Origin of the sequence: Luteimonas mephitis DSM 12574, from assembly GCF_000422305.1 — a bacterium.
Lineage (GTDB): Bacteria > Pseudomonadota > Gammaproteobacteria > Xanthomonadales > Xanthomonadaceae > Luteimonas > Luteimonas mephitis.
The window spans coordinates 468,126-482,934 of the sequence record NZ_KE383816.1 but is presented as its reverse complement, the minus strand read 5'-3'; the positions used below and the strand labels follow the sequence as shown (position 1 = coordinate 482,934).

18 protein-coding genes are annotated in these 14,809 nt (G+C 69.6%); 10 read left to right on the top strand and 8 right to left on the bottom strand.

The features are described 5' to 3' along the window. Positions 1–334 precede the first annotated feature (334 nt). Positions 335–763 carry a hypothetical protein gene (locus H570_RS0112220; RefSeq protein WP_417472268.1) on the top strand — a complete coding sequence of 143 codons (429 nt, stop codon included), beginning with the start codon at positions 335–337 and terminating at the stop codon, positions 761–763. 91 nt (positions 764–854) lie between these two features. Here the strand turns inward: H570_RS0112220 and H570_RS18315 are convergent, their stop codons facing one another. The 5 genes from H570_RS18315 to H570_RS0112195 all read right to left on the bottom strand — a co-directional run bounded on the left by H570_RS18315 (position 855) and on the right by H570_RS0112195 (position 5,923). Beyond that, complete coding sequence (locus H570_RS18315) at positions 855–1,241, bottom strand: hypothetical protein (RefSeq protein ID WP_051176360.1); 387 nt, start codon at positions 1,239–1,241, stop codon at positions 855–857. 85 nt (positions 1,242–1,326) lie between these two features. Further along, a complete protein-coding gene (locus H570_RS0112210) occupies positions 1,327–2,118 on the bottom strand; it encodes a LytR/AlgR family response regulator transcription factor (protein WP_051176359.1) in 792 nt (263 codons plus the stop codon). Continuing rightward, complete coding sequence (locus H570_RS0112205) at positions 2,108–3,361, bottom strand: sensor histidine kinase (protein ID WP_027080985.1); 1,254 nt, start codon at positions 3,359–3,361, stop codon at positions 2,108–2,110. Before H570_RS0112205 ends, H570_RS0112210 begins: the two co-directional genes overlap by 11 nt. 563 nt (positions 3,362–3,924) lie before the next feature. Then, positions 3,925–5,184, bottom strand: coding sequence for a c-type cytochrome (locus H570_RS0112200; protein WP_027080984.1), 1,260 nt, complete (start codon positions 5,182–5,184; stop codon positions 3,925–3,927). A gap of 142 nt (positions 5,185–5,326) precedes the next feature. Beyond that, entirely contained in the window at positions 5,327–5,923 is a 597-nt protein-coding gene (locus H570_RS0112195) for a hypothetical protein (protein ID WP_211219110.1), read from the bottom strand. Between the two features lie 524 nt (positions 5,924–6,447). On the opposite strand from H570_RS0112195, the gene H570_RS0112190 reads away from it, so the two are divergent. Continuing rightward, entirely contained in the window at positions 6,448–7,212 is a 765-nt protein-coding gene (locus H570_RS0112190) for a lytic transglycosylase domain-containing protein (RefSeq protein WP_245559594.1), read from the top strand. 67 nt (positions 7,213–7,279) lie between these two features. Here the strand turns inward: H570_RS0112190 and H570_RS0112185 are convergent, their stop codons facing one another. Beyond that, positions 7,280–8,473: a PQQ-dependent sugar dehydrogenase gene (locus H570_RS0112185; RefSeq protein ID WP_036136061.1), complete on the bottom strand. Its 1,194-nt coding sequence runs from the start codon at positions 8,471–8,473 to the stop codon at positions 7,280–7,282. Positions 8,474–8,604: 131 nt separating this feature from the next. On the opposite strand from H570_RS0112185, the gene H570_RS0112180 reads away from it, so the two are divergent. The 5 genes from H570_RS0112180 to H570_RS0112160 all read left to right on the top strand — a co-directional run bounded on the left by H570_RS0112180 (position 8,605) and on the right by H570_RS0112160 (position 11,395). Beyond that, a complete protein-coding gene (locus H570_RS0112180) occupies positions 8,605–8,793 on the top strand; it encodes a CPXCG motif-containing cysteine-rich protein (protein WP_027080980.1) in 189 nt (62 codons plus the stop codon). A gap of 86 nt (positions 8,794–8,879) precedes the next feature. Continuing rightward, positions 8,880–9,371, top strand: a complete 492-nt coding sequence (locus H570_RS0112175) for a CcdC protein domain-containing protein (protein ID WP_027080979.1) — start codon at positions 8,880–8,882, stop codon at positions 9,369–9,371. A 330-nt stretch (positions 9,372–9,701) separates the two neighbouring features. Beyond that, positions 9,702–10,043: a hypothetical protein gene (locus H570_RS0112170; protein ID WP_027080978.1), complete on the top strand. Its 342-nt coding sequence runs from the start codon at positions 9,702–9,704 to the stop codon at positions 10,041–10,043. A 182-nt stretch (positions 10,044–10,225) separates the two neighbouring features. Next, positions 10,226–10,951 (top strand): HAD family hydrolase, encoded by a 726-nt coding sequence (locus tag H570_RS0112165; protein WP_027080977.1) that lies wholly within the window; start codon positions 10,226–10,228, stop codon positions 10,949–10,951. 69 nt (positions 10,952–11,020) lie between these two features. Beyond that, positions 11,021–11,395: a hypothetical protein gene (locus tag H570_RS0112160; protein ID WP_027080976.1), complete on the top strand. Its 375-nt coding sequence runs from the start codon at positions 11,021–11,023 to the stop codon at positions 11,393–11,395. A 55-nt stretch (positions 11,396–11,450) separates the two neighbouring features. On the opposite strand, the gene H570_RS0112155 is transcribed toward H570_RS0112160, so the two are convergent. Next, on the bottom strand, positions 11,451–11,639 hold the full coding sequence (locus H570_RS0112155) for a hypothetical protein (protein WP_027080975.1): 189 nt from the start codon (positions 11,637–11,639) through the stop codon (positions 11,451–11,453). A gap of 121 nt (positions 11,640–11,760) precedes the next feature. On the opposite strand from H570_RS0112155, the gene H570_RS18310 reads away from it, so the two are divergent. After that, a complete protein-coding gene (locus tag H570_RS18310; protein ID WP_027080974.1) occupies positions 11,761–12,165 on the top strand; it encodes a copper resistance protein NlpE N-terminal domain-containing protein in 405 nt (134 codons plus the stop codon). 17 nt (positions 12,166–12,182) lie between these two features. Further along, a complete protein-coding gene (locus tag H570_RS18305) occupies positions 12,183–12,737 on the top strand; it encodes a hypothetical protein (RefSeq protein ID WP_156899960.1) in 555 nt (184 codons plus the stop codon). A 9-nt stretch (positions 12,738–12,746) separates the two neighbouring features. Here the strand turns inward: H570_RS18305 and H570_RS0112140 are convergent, their stop codons facing one another. Continuing rightward, complete coding sequence (locus H570_RS0112140) at positions 12,747–14,021, bottom strand: Nramp family divalent metal transporter (protein ID WP_211219121.1); 1,275 nt, start codon at positions 14,019–14,021, stop codon at positions 12,747–12,749. Positions 14,022–14,255: 234 nt separating this feature from the next. On the opposite strand from H570_RS0112140, the gene mntR reads away from it, so the two are divergent. After that, positions 14,256–14,702, top strand: a complete 447-nt coding sequence (mntR, locus tag H570_RS0112135) for a manganese-binding transcriptional regulator MntR (protein WP_027080972.1) — start codon at positions 14,256–14,258, stop codon at positions 14,700–14,702. The last annotated feature ends 107 nt before the right edge of the window (positions 14,703–14,809 follow it).

The window sequence follows — 14,809 nt, the reverse complement described above, 5'->3', positions numbered from 1 at the left end:
TGCGCCTGCGATGCGCTGGCATCGGCTGCCGCGTCGGCTGGTGACCGCGGCGTCCCGTCGTGCATCGGCAGCAGTCATCGGCAGCGCTCTTCGGCGACGCGGCACTGCCGTTTCCGCGTTGCCGGGAAGCGGGGCAAGCGCGCCGCGGCGGCGGCAAAAGGTGCTTGTGCCGGCCGGCGTGTCCGTTGACACTGTGCGCCGCGTCTTGATTCGTGGCGGAGTCCCCACCGCCACGCTCGCGGGAGGCGTGAATGACAGGAATGGGGGTCAACTGAGCATGGAGATTTCAGGTATGTCGAAGAAGAATGTATTGCTTGCGGTCGCGCTGTCGGCGCTGGTGGCTGCCGCGCCGATGTCGGCGCTGGCCAAGAAGAAGCAGTCCGGCGTCGGCCCGGGCATGAACGAGGCGGGTGAAGTCGTCAATTCCTCCCAGGTCGAGGCCGGCTGGGGCGAGGAAGTGGTCGGCATCAACGACTACGAAGGCGAGATCACCGGCAAGCCGGCGCCCGGCAGCAAATTCACCCAGCTCAAGATCGGCATGCCGATGAAGCAGGTCACCGACCTGATCGGCGAGCCCACCGATCAGGGCGCGTATGTCACCGGCAAGGCGTTCATCCCGTTCTTCTTCGGCGGCGACCAGTACCGCTACGAGATGGCCTACAAGGGCCAGGGCCGGCTGGTGTTCGCCGGCAAGTCGATGGGTACCGGCGGCAACCTGATCTGGATCATCCACAACAGCAACGACAGCGGCTATCGCGACTAGGCGATCGCGTGTCGCAAGGAAAAGCCCCGCCTGCGCGGGGCTTTTTTTTGTCCTGCCGGGACGGTCGGTCGGCGGGAGCGTGCCGACGTGATCAGCCTTGCGATGCCAGGCAATCGGGCGCGGACGGCGCGCGGTCGTGGCTGACGCACTGCTTCAGCTTCGGCGGCAGGTTGGCCAGCTGCCGGGAGGTGCCCGCATCGAGGGTGAAGGCCTGCACGGTGCGGATGCCGCAGCGCGTGCCGGCGGCGGCAGCCTTGTCGTTGCCGCATTCGCGCACGAACAGCAGGTAGTGGCAGTGGCCGCTGATGCTCTTGATGCACTCGAAGTCGCCGGCACCGCCGTTGACGTAGGAGCGCATCACGTTCTGCGCCTTGCCGTCGATCGACACGTTGGTGATCGTGGTGGTGCCGGCTTCGATCTTGCAGCCGGCCAGCAGCAACAGCGACGTGGCGAGCAGGGTGGCGATGGCGGTGCGCATGGGGTTCTCCTTGCGGATGTCGCGACAGCGTGGAAGGCACGGTCGAGTGGTTCGTCCGGAGGGCGTGCGTGTCACAGGGTGCGTGTCACATGTTGCGGAACAGCGCCATGAACGGCTGGCTGACCGCCAGCGTTTCGGGCCGCTGCTTGAGCCGGATCGCGCCGCGGCCGCTGTCGTCGCGGCTGATCGAGGCGATCGCCTTGAGGTTGACGATGGTCGAGCGGTGCACCTGCTTGAACATCGCCGGGTCGAGCAGGCCCAGCAGTTCGCGGATCGGCGTGCGCAGCAGCGACTCGCCTTCGGCGGTCATCACCGTCGTGTACTTGTTGTCGGCGCGGAAGTAGGCCACGTCCTCGACCAGGATCAGGCGCGTGTCCTTGCCGGCGCTGGCGGTGATCCACGACAGCGGCGTGGTCGCCGGCGTGCGGGTGGCATCGAGCCGCCGGATCAGCGCGGCCAGTGTGGCGGCATCGGGATGCGCGCCTGCCGCGCGCGCGCGCAGCCGCTGCACCGTCGCGTCGAGGCGTTCGCGCGAGACCGGCTTGAGCAGGTAGTCGACCGCGCCGTTGTCGAAGGCGTCGATCGCGTACTGGTCGTAGGCGGTCACGAACACGACCTGCGTCAGCGGGCTGGCCTCGGCCGCAGTCGACGCGACCTCCAGGCCGGTCAGGCCGGGCATGCGGATGTCGAGGAAGGCGACGTCGGGCTGGTGTTCGGCGATCGCCTCGACCGCGCTGCCGCCGTCGTCGCAGGAGGCGACGATCGACAGCTCCGGCCACGCCTCGCGCAGCAGCGACTCCAGCGCGGTGCGCAGGATCTCCTCGTCCTCGGCGATGACGCAGGTCGGGTTCGAAGCCGCGACGGTGTCAGGCGACATGGCCGTGCTCCTGTGCGTTGCCGGCCGGCAGGGTGATGGTGGCGGCCACGCCGTTGGGGAAGTTGGCGGCGATGCTGAAGCGCGCGGCGCTGCCGTAGGCCAGGCGCAGGCGTTCGCGTACGTTCTTCAGGCCGATGCCGGTGCCGCTGCTCTCGGCGTTGAAGCCGCGGCCGTCGTCGGCGACGGTGACCGAGACTTCCTGGCCGCTGCTGGCCGCGCGGATCCAGACGGTGCCGCCGCCGGGCTTGGACTCCAGGCCGTGCTTGATCGCATTCTCGACCAGCGTCTGCAGCATCATCGACGGGAACGGCAGCGCGTGCAGCGCCTCGGGTACGTCGACCTGGGTCGACAGCCGCGCGCCCATGCGGATCTTGAGGATCTCCAGGTAGGCATTGGCGCGTTCGAGCTCCTCGCCCAGCGTCGACTGGCCGTCGAGGTTGCGCGGCAGCGAGCGGCGCAGGTAGGCGATCAGGTGGCCGAGCATCGCGTCGGCGCGCGCCGGGTCGCTGCGCGTCAACAACTGCGCGCTGGCCAGGGTGTTGTAGAGGAAGTGCGGCTCGACCTGCGCGTTGAGCAGGCTCAGCTTCGCCTCGCTCAGCTCCCTGGCGCTGGCGGTGTCGCGCACCACGGCCTTCTCGCCGCGACGGTGCTCGGCGATGCGACGGGTGATGGCGCGGGTGATCGCCTCGGTGGTTTCCAGGTTGCGGCCGTGGTCGACGCGCAGCCAGTCGGTCCAGGCCGCGCTTTCCGGCTCGCAGGCCAGGGTGACGCTGGACGTGTCGCCGCCGGGCGCCACGGTGGCGACGACCACGTCGTAACGGCCGCCGAGCTTGCGGTCGAGCCAGTGCATCGGGTCGAAGCGGTTGTGCGTGCCGTACGGATCGGGGCGTTCGACCCCGGCGCGCACGCGCAGGCTGCCGGGCGCGGATTCGATGTCGACCGCGCGCGGCAGTTCGCGCAGCGCGGCGTCGAGCAGGCCGAAGGCCTCGTCGGCGGGGAAGGGCACCTCGATCTGCCGGCGCTGCCGGTTGCGCAGCTGCTCGGGCGTCGGCTTGCGCCCGACGATCATGCCCACGCGGTGGATGTGCGAGATCACGTCGGGGATCACGAAGGCGAGCGTGATCATCCACAGCAGCACGATCGGAAATTCCGGCAGGCCGAAGTTCGACCACAGGATCAGCGCCACCAGGTAGAACACGCACCAGGCCAGGACGTGGCGGGCGACGAAGGAGAAGGCGGTCATGGCGATGCCGGCAGGGAGGTCATGGGGCGAGGATAGCGATGCCCCCGGGCCAGTGGCAGCGGGATGCGACGAACGCGGGGAAACGGCGACCGGAACGCCGGATCAAGGCATGGAGCATGCGGACAGGCACCGCTGCGCGCGCCGAATTGCCATACATGCGGCTGGTTGTTCGCGAACCGTAGGCGCGCGACGCCCGGCAATGGCGACGCACGGAGCAACGGCGTTCGCAGGGACGCCGCCTGCGGCGATGCCCGGGCCCGGGTGCCGGCGGGCCAGTCGGTGCAGTGCGCTTGCCTCGACGCAGCGGCGCCAGGCCGGCACGGACGCATCCGTTGCCGCCTGCGAAGCCTGTCGCTGCGGTTCGGCTTCGATCTTCAGTCCTTCATCGCCGCGGCCGACGGTGGTGGCGGCGATGCGGTGGCGCATGCCGGTGCGTCGCGTGGCCGGCGCGTACTCGCCGGTGCTGGAAATGCACGACGAACGGCGCGGCCCCGCGGGACGTGTTCCCGGGGCGCCGCGCCGTCGTCGAATGCCCTTCGGCCGATCCGGTGTCCCGGCCCGGGTCAGAGCGTCTTCAGGTACTCGACCAGTTCACCCTTCTGTCTGGCCGTCAGCTGCAGCTTCTGCTTGGTGTTGTAGGTGTCCACGACGTCGGCAAGCGTCGCGGCGGAGCCATCGTGGAAGTACGGCGCGTGCTGCCACAGGCCGCGCAGCGGCGTGGTGCGGTACATCCCGGTTGCCGAGCGCGTCACGTAGAGCGTGTCCGTTGCGACGGAGGCCGACGGCGGATGCAGCCGCTTGTTGGCATCGGTGAAATGCGCGCCGCTGTGGCAGCTCGCGCAGCCCGCGGTCTTGAACACGGTCTTGCCGCGCTGTGCCTGGGCGATATCGATGCTTGCAGCCGGCGGGCGCGGCGCGGGAAGCGACAGCTGGTAGGCCTGCAACGCGGCCAGCAGGCCGCTCACCTTGTCGTCCGTGCCGTTCGCAACCACCATGCCGGGGCGCCAGTCGGATGACAGCCCGGGGGTCGCTGGATCCAGGTGGGTGCCGACGCGCGGGTCGGAGAAAACGCCTTCCCCGCCCATCTGGGTGACCGCGACGTAGCGGTTCCAGTACGACAGGTTGGGCCCGTCGCCGGTGAAGACGACGCTGTTCACCCCGGCCAGGCCGTAGGCCGGCGGGATCACGACGGGATTGCTCAGGCCGTCCACGTTCCAGCGCGGATCGTACTTGCCGGCCCCCCACGAATTCGCCTGCGCCTTCTGCGCGTCCGAAAGCGCCGGCGACAGCGCGATGATCGCGCCGGGGTTGAGGTCCAGGTTGGGCCAGCCATCGCGCCGGTGGCCAATGCCCGGTGCAAACGAGTCGTCGACGGTCGAGTGGCACAGCGCGCAGGTGGTGCCGACCCGGGTCAGGGTGTCGACGCCATCCACGTTCTCGACGGTGCCCTTGAGGCCGACGACCGCATTGAGCTTCAACAGGGCAACCGTCACGGCCGGGTCGCCCAGGTCGATGGTCCCGTCCACGATGCCCTGTTGCACCGAATCGGGGAGCGCCTCGATATCGAGCTTCAGGCCGACCGCCAACGCCGTGATCGGACTGACTTGCGTGCGGATGACCTCGTGCATGCGCAGCTGGTCGGTCCACTTGATCTCGTCGCCGAACGTGTCGTAGCGGAACACCTGCTGGCCTTGCTTGACCAGAGCCGGGGCGTCCAGTGGCTGGCCCGGCTGGGACGCCGCGTAGATCGCGCCGACTGAAGCGACCGACAGCGACACGCTGCCGGCGATCAGCACCGAGAGAACCTTCGTTTTCCGCTTCATCACCTTACCCTCCGAAGTGTGTGGCGCCGCGACGGTCCAATCCTCGCGTCGACGGCGTTCGAATCCGATCGCGCAGCCGGCGCGCAGGCGCAGGCTCGCGAACATGCAGGCCGCCGGTCACGCATGCCTCGCCATGCCTGCCTTATTGGCGGCGCAGCGGGAACGCGGTGATCCGGCCGCGAAAGTTCTGCAGGAAAACCGGCTGGTCGCCGTAGCCGACATCAAGAGGCCCGCTGTTGCTGCCCTGCATGAAGGAGCCGCCGCCGAAATTGACCAGCGAACCCACCGGCGTGCCGAAGCCGGGATAGGTGGCCGGCGATCGCAGGGTCGTGAACTGGATCTGCACCTGCTCGCCTTTCGCGTTGCGCAGGGTGACGTCGTACTTGAGCGGCGTGATGCCGCTGATCTCGGGGCCTTGCGTGAGGATCGCGCTGAAGGGCGGGACGCCGGACAGAAGCGGAAAGCTCACCGTGATCGAAGCCACGCGCCCCACCGGACCGAAGGAAGGGTCCGTGAAGCCGGGGTCGACGCGCATCTGGCCGATGAAGGGCGTGGCGAGCTGCAGGCGGCTCCCGGGGAACGGGGTGGACGATGCGTGGCCCTCGAGGACCTGTGCCTGTCCGTAGATGTAGAACGTTTGCGCCGGCGTTGCCGCAACGGCCAGACCCGGAACCAGTCCGCCGATCATCAGGATCCATGGCAGGAGGGGTTTCCGGGATTTCGGGCTGATCGTATTCATTGCGCTGTCTCCCAGTGGTTCGCGATGCGTTGTTCGGGCGGCCGTCCCGTGGCCGTGTGCCGGTTTTCCGTCGAGTCGATCGTCCGTGCTTCCCGCAGGCACGCGAACTGTCCATGTGTAAAGACGGCGGCATCTGGAAGTCCGCTGGCCGGCGTCGTCGTGCGAGCTGTCGCGTGGGGCGCGTTCGAGCGATCTGTCGCCACGGTGCGTGCTTCCGCCTTCCGGGCATCCGATGAAGAGGGGTCGCAGAAGTTCCCGCCGGCCCGGTGGACTGTTCCGCCACGGGCGGGCGCGGAGCAACGCTTCGGCAGGCCGCGGCCCTGCATCGCACTGCGGCTGTTCCGCAAGACCATCGCCGCAGTGGACGGCCGTCATCCCGACACGAGTGGCCGCGCGTTCCATCGCAGTCGTCCTGGCGCGGACTGCGTCACCGCCCGCACCGCTTCGGTTACCGGCGCGTGCCGCAGGGCGTGCCGTTCCGGTCGCGTTGCCGACATCGGCATACACTGCGCGGCATGCGCTCGATGGCCTGGTTCCTGCTGCTTCCGCTGCTTGCCGGCCTGCCGTCCGCGGCGCAGGCGCGCACGGTCTACCGCTGCGTGCGCGATGGCACCGTCAGCCTGGCCACCGCGCCTGAGCCGGGTTCGAAATGCGTGGCGAAACAGATCGATGACAACGCGGTGCAGGCGCCCAACCTGTGGGGCGAGATGGGCGTGTTCAGCGGCACCCTCTACGAGCGCGAGCAGGACGGCAGGCTGGTGTACTCGACCCGCAACCTGCCCGGTTCGCGCGTGTACCTGAAGTTCACCATGCACACGCCGCCGGGCGAGCCGGCGCACGCTGGCCTGGGCAAGGTCGGCAAGCCGCGGCTGGACCGGCACGCCAAGCTGTTCAAGGCCGCGGCGAAGGCGACCGGCGTCGACGATGCGTGGCTGCGCGCGATCGCCCACGCCGAGAGCGGTTTCGACGCCAGCGCCGTTTCGCCCAAGGGCGCGCAGGGCGTGATGCAGCTGATGCCCGAGGTCGCGACCGAATACGGCGTCACCGATCCGTTCGTGCCGGCGCAGTCGATTAATGCCGGCGCGCGCTACATGAAGTCGCTGCTGCGCCGCTACCACGGCGACCGCACGCTGGCCGCCGCGGCCTACAACGCCGGCATCGGCACCGTGACCCGCTACAAGGGCGTGCCGCCGTACGACGAAACCCGCCTCTACATCGACAAGGTGCTCACGCTGTACGAGCGCTATCGCGAGGCGATGGGTTTCAAGCGCGAACGCCCCGCCCTGTAGGAGCGCCCCATGGGCGCGATCGCGTTACCCGCGCAACGCGAACGTGCCCGCGGACATGCCTGCAACGTCAGTTCGGGGTGAGCTTGAGCAGGCGCCCGTCCTTGCCGTCCCCGAGCAGCCAGATCGCGCCGTCCGGCCCCTGTTCCACCGCGCGGATGCGCTGGCCCATGTTGAACCGCTGCGCCTCGCGCGCGCTGTCGCCGTCGAACTCGACCCGCACCAGCGACTGCGACGACAGCCCGCCGATGAAGCCGTCGCCCTGCCAGTCCGGGAACATCGCGCCCGAATAGATCATCAGGCTCGACGGCGAGATCACCGGCGTCCACCACGCCTTGGGCGCGTTGAATTCCGGGCGCGTGTCGTGGTCGGGGATGACGCGGCCGTCGTAGTGGTCGCCGTTGGAGACGATCGGATAGCCGTAGTTGCCGCCGCGCACGACGAGGTTGAGTTCGTCGCCGCCCATCGGCCCCATCTCCACTTCCCACAGCCGCCCCTGGGCGTCGAAGTCGATGCCCAGCAGGTTGCGATGGCCGAGCGACCACACCTGCGCGGCCACGCCGCCCTGGCCGGCGAAGGGATTGTCGGCCGGCACGCTGCCGTCGTCGTCAAGCCGGATCATCTTGCCCAGGTTGGACTGCATGTCCTGCGCCGGGTCGAACTTCTGCCGCTCGCTGGAACTGATCCACAGCTTGCCGTCCTTGCCGAACAGCAGGCGGTGGCCGTAGTGGCCGCGGCCGTCGACCTTCGGTACCTGACGCCAGATCACCTTCATGTCCTGCAGCGTGCCGCCGCCGCTGTCGTCCAGCGCCAGCGTGCCGCGCGCGACCGCCGCGCCGCGGGTGTCGCCGTCGCCGGCTTCGGCATAGCTCACGTAGACAAGGTGGTTGCTGGCGAACTGCGGATGCAGGGCGACGTCGCCGAAACCGCCCTGGCCGCCGTAGTCGACTTCGGGCACGCCCTTGATGTTGCCGGTCTTGCCGGTCGCAAGGTCGACCAGCTTCAGCGCGCCTTTCTTCTCGGTCACCAGCAGGCGGCCGTCGGGCAGGAAGGCCATCGCCCAGGGCTCGTTGAACTTCGCGATTTCGGTCGCGTTGAAGGGGCGCGCGTCGCGGTCCGCGGGCGCGGCCGTGGCAGCTGCGGAAGCGACGCCAGCCATCGGCGTGGCGGTGTCGGACTGCCCCGCGTGGTTGCAGGCGACGAGGCCGAGGCTGGCGACGCAGGCGAGGGCAAGCAGGCGAGGCGTCTTGAGGCGGAGAGTCATGGGGCGAAGGGGCATGGCGGCGCTCCGGTTCACGTGTCGGGACGAGTGGGGTGCACACTAGCACCACGCCCGGGCATTGCGACCAGCGCGTCGTGGCCAATGCATCGTGGCCCGAACCAGAGGACATCCGGATGCTGCCTGCCATCGATATCGACTGCCCGTACTGCGGCGAAACCATCGTGCTGTTCGTCGACGATTCGGCGGGCGACCAGCAGTACATCGAGGACTGCCAGGTCTGCTGCCGGCCGATCCAGGTGTCCGTGACGCTGGACGCCGACGGCGTGCCCGGCGTCGTCGTGCGTGCGGAAGACGACGCCTGACCGCAAGGCAGCCCGGACGGCGATGACCTCCGGCACCTGCGCCAGCGGCGCGCGGCGGCATACTGGCCTTGCCGGAGGATCACGCCATGCCCGTTCCCGCGATCATGCCGCTGCTTGCCACCGCCGGTGTTGGCTGGCTGTATTACCGGCGTATCCGCCGCCAGTTCGGGCACCAGGTCTATCGGCCGCAACGCGCGGCGCTGCGCATCGCGCTGCTGTCGCTGCTCGCATGCGGGCTGCTGGTGGCTGGTGGATCGGCGCATCGGCTTCTGCCCGCGTTGGCGATCGGCGGCATGGCCGGCGCCGGGCTGGGATGGCTGGCGCTGCGGCACATGCGCGTCTGGGTCGTCGACGGCGTGCGCAGGTACGTTTCCAATCCCTGGATCGGCGGGGTAGTCACGCTGCTGCTGGTCGCGCGACTGGGCTGGCGTGCGTATCGCTTCGAGGTGCCTGCCGCCGGGACGCAGCCGCTCATGGCCAGCCCGTTGACGTACGGGCTGGTCGTCTTGCTGGTGGCGTACTACCTCGTCAGCGGCATCGGGCTGGTGCGGCGCATGCGCGCATTGCCGACTGGCTGAGCGCTTGCGCGGATGGTCGCGGCGCATGCGCGCGCGTGAAGGTTGTGTTGTGTTCAGTCGCTCGCAGCGCGTGGCGGCGTCACGGCGGTGGCATCGGGCGCCGGAGAATCCACGCCCTGGCCCGGGGAGGTGCCAATGCATGACCGCCATCGCATCGTCGACTAACCGCATTCGCGCGAGCAGTGGTTAAGGTCGTGTAAGCCTTCGCGGCGAGGCGCTGGAAACGTTCATCGAGCCAACGGCAAGGTCGGTGCCAGGGTGGTGTCGTGCAATCGCATCGGCGGCGTCCCCGAACATCCAACCTCGAACACACAATCCATGGAGAACACGATGAAGCACGCAACCAAGATGTCCGGCCTGATCGCGATCGTCGCCGCTGCCGCCATGCCGCTGGCATTCGCACAGACCGCGCCGACGACGGACGATGGTGCCGCACAGGACGCCGCGCCGAGCGCCGCGCCGACCGCCGAGCCCAAGCAGGTCACCTGGGCCGACCTGGACGTGGACAAGGACGGCAGCCTGAGCAAGGCCGAAGTCGCCACCGTGCCGGCGCTGGCGCAGGTGTTCGACGCGGCTGACGCCGACGCCGACGGCAAGCTCACCGCCGACGAGTACAAGGCCCATGCGGCCGCCGGCGATGCCGGCGCCGGCGCCGACGACGGCGGCGAGTAACCGCGAGAACGCGACGCGGGCGGGGATCTTCCCGCGCCGCATGCAAGGGCGGCCTTCGGGTCGCCCTTTTTGCTGGCCGTACGCATCGCCGCGCTCCGGCGGCCGCGACATGGCCGAAGGCTGGACACCCGGGTGGCCGGGCCAGGCATCGGCCGGGATCCGCGCCGCGGCATAATGCGCCGATGGGCAATGGCATCCGCATGGTCGCCTTCGATGGCGACGATACGCTCTGGCGCAGCCAGGATTATTTCGACGCTGCGCAGCTCGAGTTCGAGCAGATCGTCGGCGGTTATGTCGACGTCACCGACGCGCGCGTGTCCGAGCGTCTGTACGCGTTCGAGAAGGCCAACCTGGCGTGGTTCGGCTACGGCGTGAAGGGCATGGCGCTGTCGATGATCGAGGCCGCGGTGGAGATCACCGGCCAGCGCGTCAGCGCCGCGGACGTGAGCCGCATCGTCGGCCTGGCCAAGGACCTGCTGCGACACCCGGTGGAACTGTTGCCGGGCATCCGCGATGCCGTCGCCGCGGTTGCCGCGCGGCACGACGTGGTGCTGATCACCAAGGGCGACCTGTTCCACCAGGAAGCAAAGGTGCGCGACTCCGGGCTTGCCGACCTGTTCCGGCGCATCGAGATCGTCAGCGAAAAGGATCCGGCGACCTACGCGCGACTGCTGGAGGAGTTCGGCATCGCCGCCGGGCAGTTCGTGATGGTTGGCAACTCGCTACGATCGGACATCGCGCCGGTGCTTTCGCTCGGCGGCTGGGGCGTGCACATGCCGTACCACACCACCTGGAGCCACGAGAACGAGGCCAGCATCGACGCCGGCAGCGAGCGCATGCGCAGCGTGCATTCTCCGGCCGGATTGCCCGAAGCGGTGGCCGCGATATCTGCCCTGGCCGATGCCTGAAGCAGCGCTGGAATGAGCCTGCCTTCACCCCGGCTGCGCCATGGTGCAAGGGTGCCAACGCCTGGGAACATGTCGAAGGGAACGCAGCCGCGCTGGCTCGCGGGCGCCGCGCTTGCGGGAACGCTCGCGCTGTCGGCGTGCGCAGCTGCGGGTCACAGGGATGGCGACGGGCCGGTGCCGCGGTTCGCGTCGCCGGCGCAGGCCAGCGGACATGCCGGCGGCGATGCGCCTGCGCGCGTGCGCCGCGATGCCCATGGCCGGGCGGTGTACTTTCGCGAGCAGCGCATGAATCGCCATGGCGCCATGCGCGACGTGGCGCGTGGCGATGCCGATGCGGAAGACGGCGCGCTGCAACGGCACGCCGGCGGCGCGGATTGCGATGGGCGCCGTCGCTGCCGGAGCGGCGACGATCGCGACCACAGCCGGCGCGAAGGCGAGCCCTGAACAACGCGTCCGCCGATTCACGCGTCCGGCAACGCGAGTGCGCGGCTGCGGCGGTCTACTCGTCGGGATTCCGCAGCGACGGCCTGGCCGCCGGTGGGTGGATGCTCGCTTCGACGCCGGACTCGACCCGAAGCGTCACCCAGCGCAGGGCAATCGCGTAGGCGCCCAGCAGCACCACGATCACGACCAGCCAGGCCAGCCACCGCCGCGATCGCGGCGCGCGCGCGCGTCTCGAGCCGGCCATGGGCGTCCTCCTGAACGGATCTTCGCTGCGCTCCACCATGGTCCGCACGCTACCCCGGCGCGCGTCACGGACGCGTGCAAATGGCGTGCATCACCGGCCCGGCTTGCGCACAATCCCCGGCATGCGCCTGCGCCTGCTGATCGTGCCGTTGCTGTGCATCGCCGCCGGCTGCGCGCCCGGGGCGGCGCCGCTGCCCGGACTCGGGCAAGGCGACGGCCGGGCCGAATGGCATGGCAGCCGCCCCTGCGCCGATTGCGGAGGCATCGATGTGGTCCTGGCGCTGGAGCGCACGGGTGACGACCGCCGCTACCTGCTGGTCGAAACCTACCGCGCCGGCCCTGCCGGCATGCGCTTCGTCGAGCGCGGCCAATGGCGCCAGCAAGCGGACCTGCTGCGATTGCAGGGCGAGCAGGGCGGGCAGCGAACCTTCGTGCTGACGCCGGATGGGCGCCTGCAGTCGCGAGATTCGCGCGGCCGGCCGCTGCCGGGACGGGATGACGCGATGCTGTCGCCGCGCGTACCCTGATGCCCGTGAGGATCGACATGCCCGCTTCCCGCGTTTCCATCACTGCCGCCGCGCGTCGTGCGCTCGTGCTGGCCGCGTGCCTGCTGCTGTCCGGCACCGGCTTGGCGCAGGAGCACGCATTCGACTGGAATCCTCGCAGCGGCGACGCCTGGATCGACAGCCAGCTGGCCGACATCAACGTTTACGGCGCGCGCTACCGCGGCGCGTTCATCGACGAGCTGGTGCGCTACCACGCCGCGCCGCGCGCGCTGGTCACCGAGCTGGTCGACCAGCGCAACTGGGCGCCGGGTGACGTCTACTACGCCTGCGCGCTGGCGCAGGTGCTCGGGCGTCCTTGCCGGGCGCTGGTCGAGGCGTGGGGGCGGTCGCGCGAGGAAGGCTGGGCCGCGGTCGCTGCACAGGCCGGCATCGCCGCGCGCCCGGACGCCGTGCAGCGCCTGAAGCAGGACATCACCGCAAGCTACGCGCGCTGGGGGCGCCCGCCCGCCGAAGTGGCAGCGCCGGCGCAGGACGAATCGCCGGGTGCGGACGGCCAGGCGAAGGCGAAACGCCAGTCGAAAGCCGGCGGCTGACGCCGCCGCTCAACCGCCGGCGAACGTGTCGAACAGCAGCTTCACGTTCAACGCCACGATGATCGCCGCGATCACCCAGGCCAGCGACGCCAGCCACGGCTTGACCACGAAACGCCCCATCTTTTCGCGGTCGGTGACGAAGCGCACCAGCGGGATCACCGCGAACGGAAGCTGCATCGACAGCAGCACCTGGCTGAAGACCAGCAGCTTGGCCGTGCCTTCGGAGCCGTACAGCGCGGTGATCACCACGACCGGGACGATCGCGATGCCGCGCGTGACCAAGCGCCGCGCCCACGTGGGCATGCGCAGGTGCAGGAAGCCCTCCATCACGATCTGCCCGGCAAGCGTGGCGGTGACCGTGGAATTGACGCCCGAGGCCAGCAGTGCGACCGCGAACAGGGTCGACGCAATGCCCACGCCGAGCATCGGCGACAGCAGCGCGTAGGCCTGCTCGATCTCCTGCACGTCGGTATGTCCCGCCTTGTGGAACACGGTCGCGGCCATGACCAGGATCGCCGCGTTGATGAACAGCGCCAGCATCAGCGCGATGGTGCTGTCGGTTACCGCCCAGCGGATCGCCATGCGCTTGCCGGCGTCGTCGCGCGGGTAGTCGCGGGTCTGCACGATCGACGAGTGCAGGTACAGGTTGTGCGGCATCACCGTGGCGCCGATGATGCCGATCGCGATGTACAGCGCGGCCGGGTTGGTCACCACTTCGGCGCGCGGGATGAAGCCGCCCAGCACCTCGGCCACCGGCGGCGCGGCCAGTGCGATCTGGATCCCGAAGCAGGCGAAGATCACCAGCAGCATCGCGATGATGAAGGCCTCAAGCGCGCGGAAGCCGTGGCGCATCAGGTACAGCACCAGGAACACGTCGACCGCGGTGATGATCGCGCCCGCCACCAGCGGGATCCCGAACAGCAGGTTGAGCGCGATCGCGGTGCCGATCACCTCGGCCAGGTCGCAGGCGATGATCGCGACCTCGCACACCACCCACAGCACGAAGGCGACCGGCCGCGGGTAGTGGTCGCGGCAGGCCTGGGCGAGGTCGCGCCCGGTGGCGATGCCCAGCCGCGCGGCCAGCGCCTGCAGCACGATCGCCATCAGGTTCGACAGCAGGATCACGCTCAGCAGGGTGTAGCCGAACTGCGAGCCGCCGGCCAGGTCGGTCGCCCAGTTGCCCGGGTCCATGTAGCCGACCGAGACCATGTAGCCCGGCCCGAGGAACGCGAGGAAGCGGCGCAGCCACTGGCCCTGCGTCGGCACCCGCACGCTGGCGTTCATCGCGCCGAGGCTGGCGCCGGTGCGCGCGTCGCGGCTGAAGCGCCAGCCGGAGTCGGTGGCGCGGGGCGGGGGAGCGACTTCGCGATCCACGGAGCGGGCGCCATCCGTGCGGGGAAAACGTGTTTATAGCCTCTGCTATGTTGCGAAGCAAGCACTATCCCGGCTGCGGTAACCTAGCGTTCCCCGCGGCCCATCCGGCGCCGCGGGCGTCCGCGCAACCCGACGCGAGCCGGCATGCCGAAGCCCAAGCCATCCCCGCCGCCGCTGATCGACGCCGACCTGCACGCCGAAAGCTTCCGCCAGGTGCGCGAGGCGCACCGCCTCGAACTGGTCGAGGACTACGTCGAACTGATCTCGGACCTGATCCGCGACGGCGGCGAGGCGCGCCAGGTCGACATCGCCGCGCGCTTGGGCGTCGCCCAGCCGACCGTGGCGAAGATGCTCAAGCGCCTGGTGAAGGCCGGCTTTGTTGTGCAGAAGCCGTACCGCGGCGCATTCCTGACCCCGGAAGGCGAGGCCCTCGCCCAGGCCAGTCGCGAACGCCACCAGGTGGTCGAAGCCTTCCTGCTCGCGCTCGGCATCGACCCCGACACCGCGCGCCGCGACGCGGAGGGCATCGAGCACCACGTCAGCGCGGAAACGGTGGCCGCGTTCGCGCGGTTCGTCGAGAAGCGCCGCTAGCCGAAGTGCTGGGCCGCTCCCAGTCGTCATTCCCGCGAAGGCGGGAATCCATGGACTTTGCTTTCAACCGGCACCGTCCATGGGGACTCGTTGCGCCCGCCCACTCG

Excerpts from the sequence above, each read along its gene's own strand:
- H570_RS0112185 (WP_036136061.1), bottom strand. The coding sequence starts at position 8,473 with ATGACTCTCCGCCTCAAGACGCCTCGCCTGCTTGCCCTCGCCTGCGTC.
- H570_RS0112210 (WP_051176359.1), bottom strand. The coding sequence starts at position 2,118 with ATGTCGCCTGACACCGTCGCGGCTTCGAACCCGACCTGCGTCATCGCC.
- H570_RS0112200 (WP_027080984.1), bottom strand. The coding sequence starts at position 5,184 with ATGAAGCGGAAAACGAAGGTTCTCTCGGTGCTGATCGCCGGCAGCGTG.
- H570_RS18315 (WP_051176360.1), bottom strand. The coding sequence starts at position 1,241 with ATGCGCACCGCCATCGCCACCCTGCTCGCCACGTCGCTGTTGCTGCTG.
- H570_RS0112205 (WP_027080985.1), bottom strand. The coding sequence starts at position 3,361 with ATGACCGCCTTCTCCTTCGTCGCCCGCCACGTCCTGGCCTGGTGCGTG.
- H570_RS0112155 (WP_027080975.1), bottom strand. The coding sequence starts at position 11,639 with ATGGCCGGCTCGAGACGCGCGCGCGCGCCGCGATCGCGGCGGTGGCTG.
- H570_RS0112180 (WP_027080980.1), top strand. The coding sequence starts at position 8,605 with ATGCTGCCTGCCATCGATATCGACTGCCCGTACTGCGGCGAAACCATC.
- H570_RS0112195 (WP_211219110.1), bottom strand. The coding sequence starts at position 5,923 with ATGAATACGATCAGCCCGAAATCCCGGAAACCCCTCCTGCCATGGATC.
- H570_RS18310 (WP_027080974.1), top strand. The coding sequence starts at position 11,761 with ATGCGCCTGCGCCTGCTGATCGTGCCGTTGCTGTGCATCGCCGCCGGC.
- H570_RS0112140 (WP_211219121.1), bottom strand. The coding sequence starts at position 14,021 with ATGAACGCCAGCGTGCGGGTGCCGACGCAGGGCCAGTGGCTGCGCCGC.
- H570_RS0112170 (WP_027080978.1), top strand. The coding sequence starts at position 9,702 with ATGAAGCACGCAACCAAGATGTCCGGCCTGATCGCGATCGTCGCCGCT.
- H570_RS0112190 (WP_245559594.1), top strand. The coding sequence starts at position 6,448 with ATGGCCTGGTTCCTGCTGCTTCCGCTGCTTGCCGGCCTGCCGTCCGCG.
- H570_RS18305 (WP_156899960.1), top strand. The coding sequence starts at position 12,183 with ATGCCCGCTTCCCGCGTTTCCATCACTGCCGCCGCGCGTCGTGCGCTC.
- H570_RS0112160 (WP_027080976.1), top strand. The coding sequence starts at position 11,021 with ATGTCGAAGGGAACGCAGCCGCGCTGGCTCGCGGGCGCCGCGCTTGCG.
- H570_RS0112165 (WP_027080977.1), top strand. The coding sequence starts at position 10,226 with ATGGGCAATGGCATCCGCATGGTCGCCTTCGATGGCGACGATACGCTC.
- H570_RS0112175 (WP_027080979.1), top strand. The coding sequence starts at position 8,880 with ATGCCCGTTCCCGCGATCATGCCGCTGCTTGCCACCGCCGGTGTTGGC.
- mntR (WP_027080972.1), top strand. The coding sequence starts at position 14,256 with ATGCCGAAGCCCAAGCCATCCCCGCCGCCGCTGATCGACGCCGACCTG.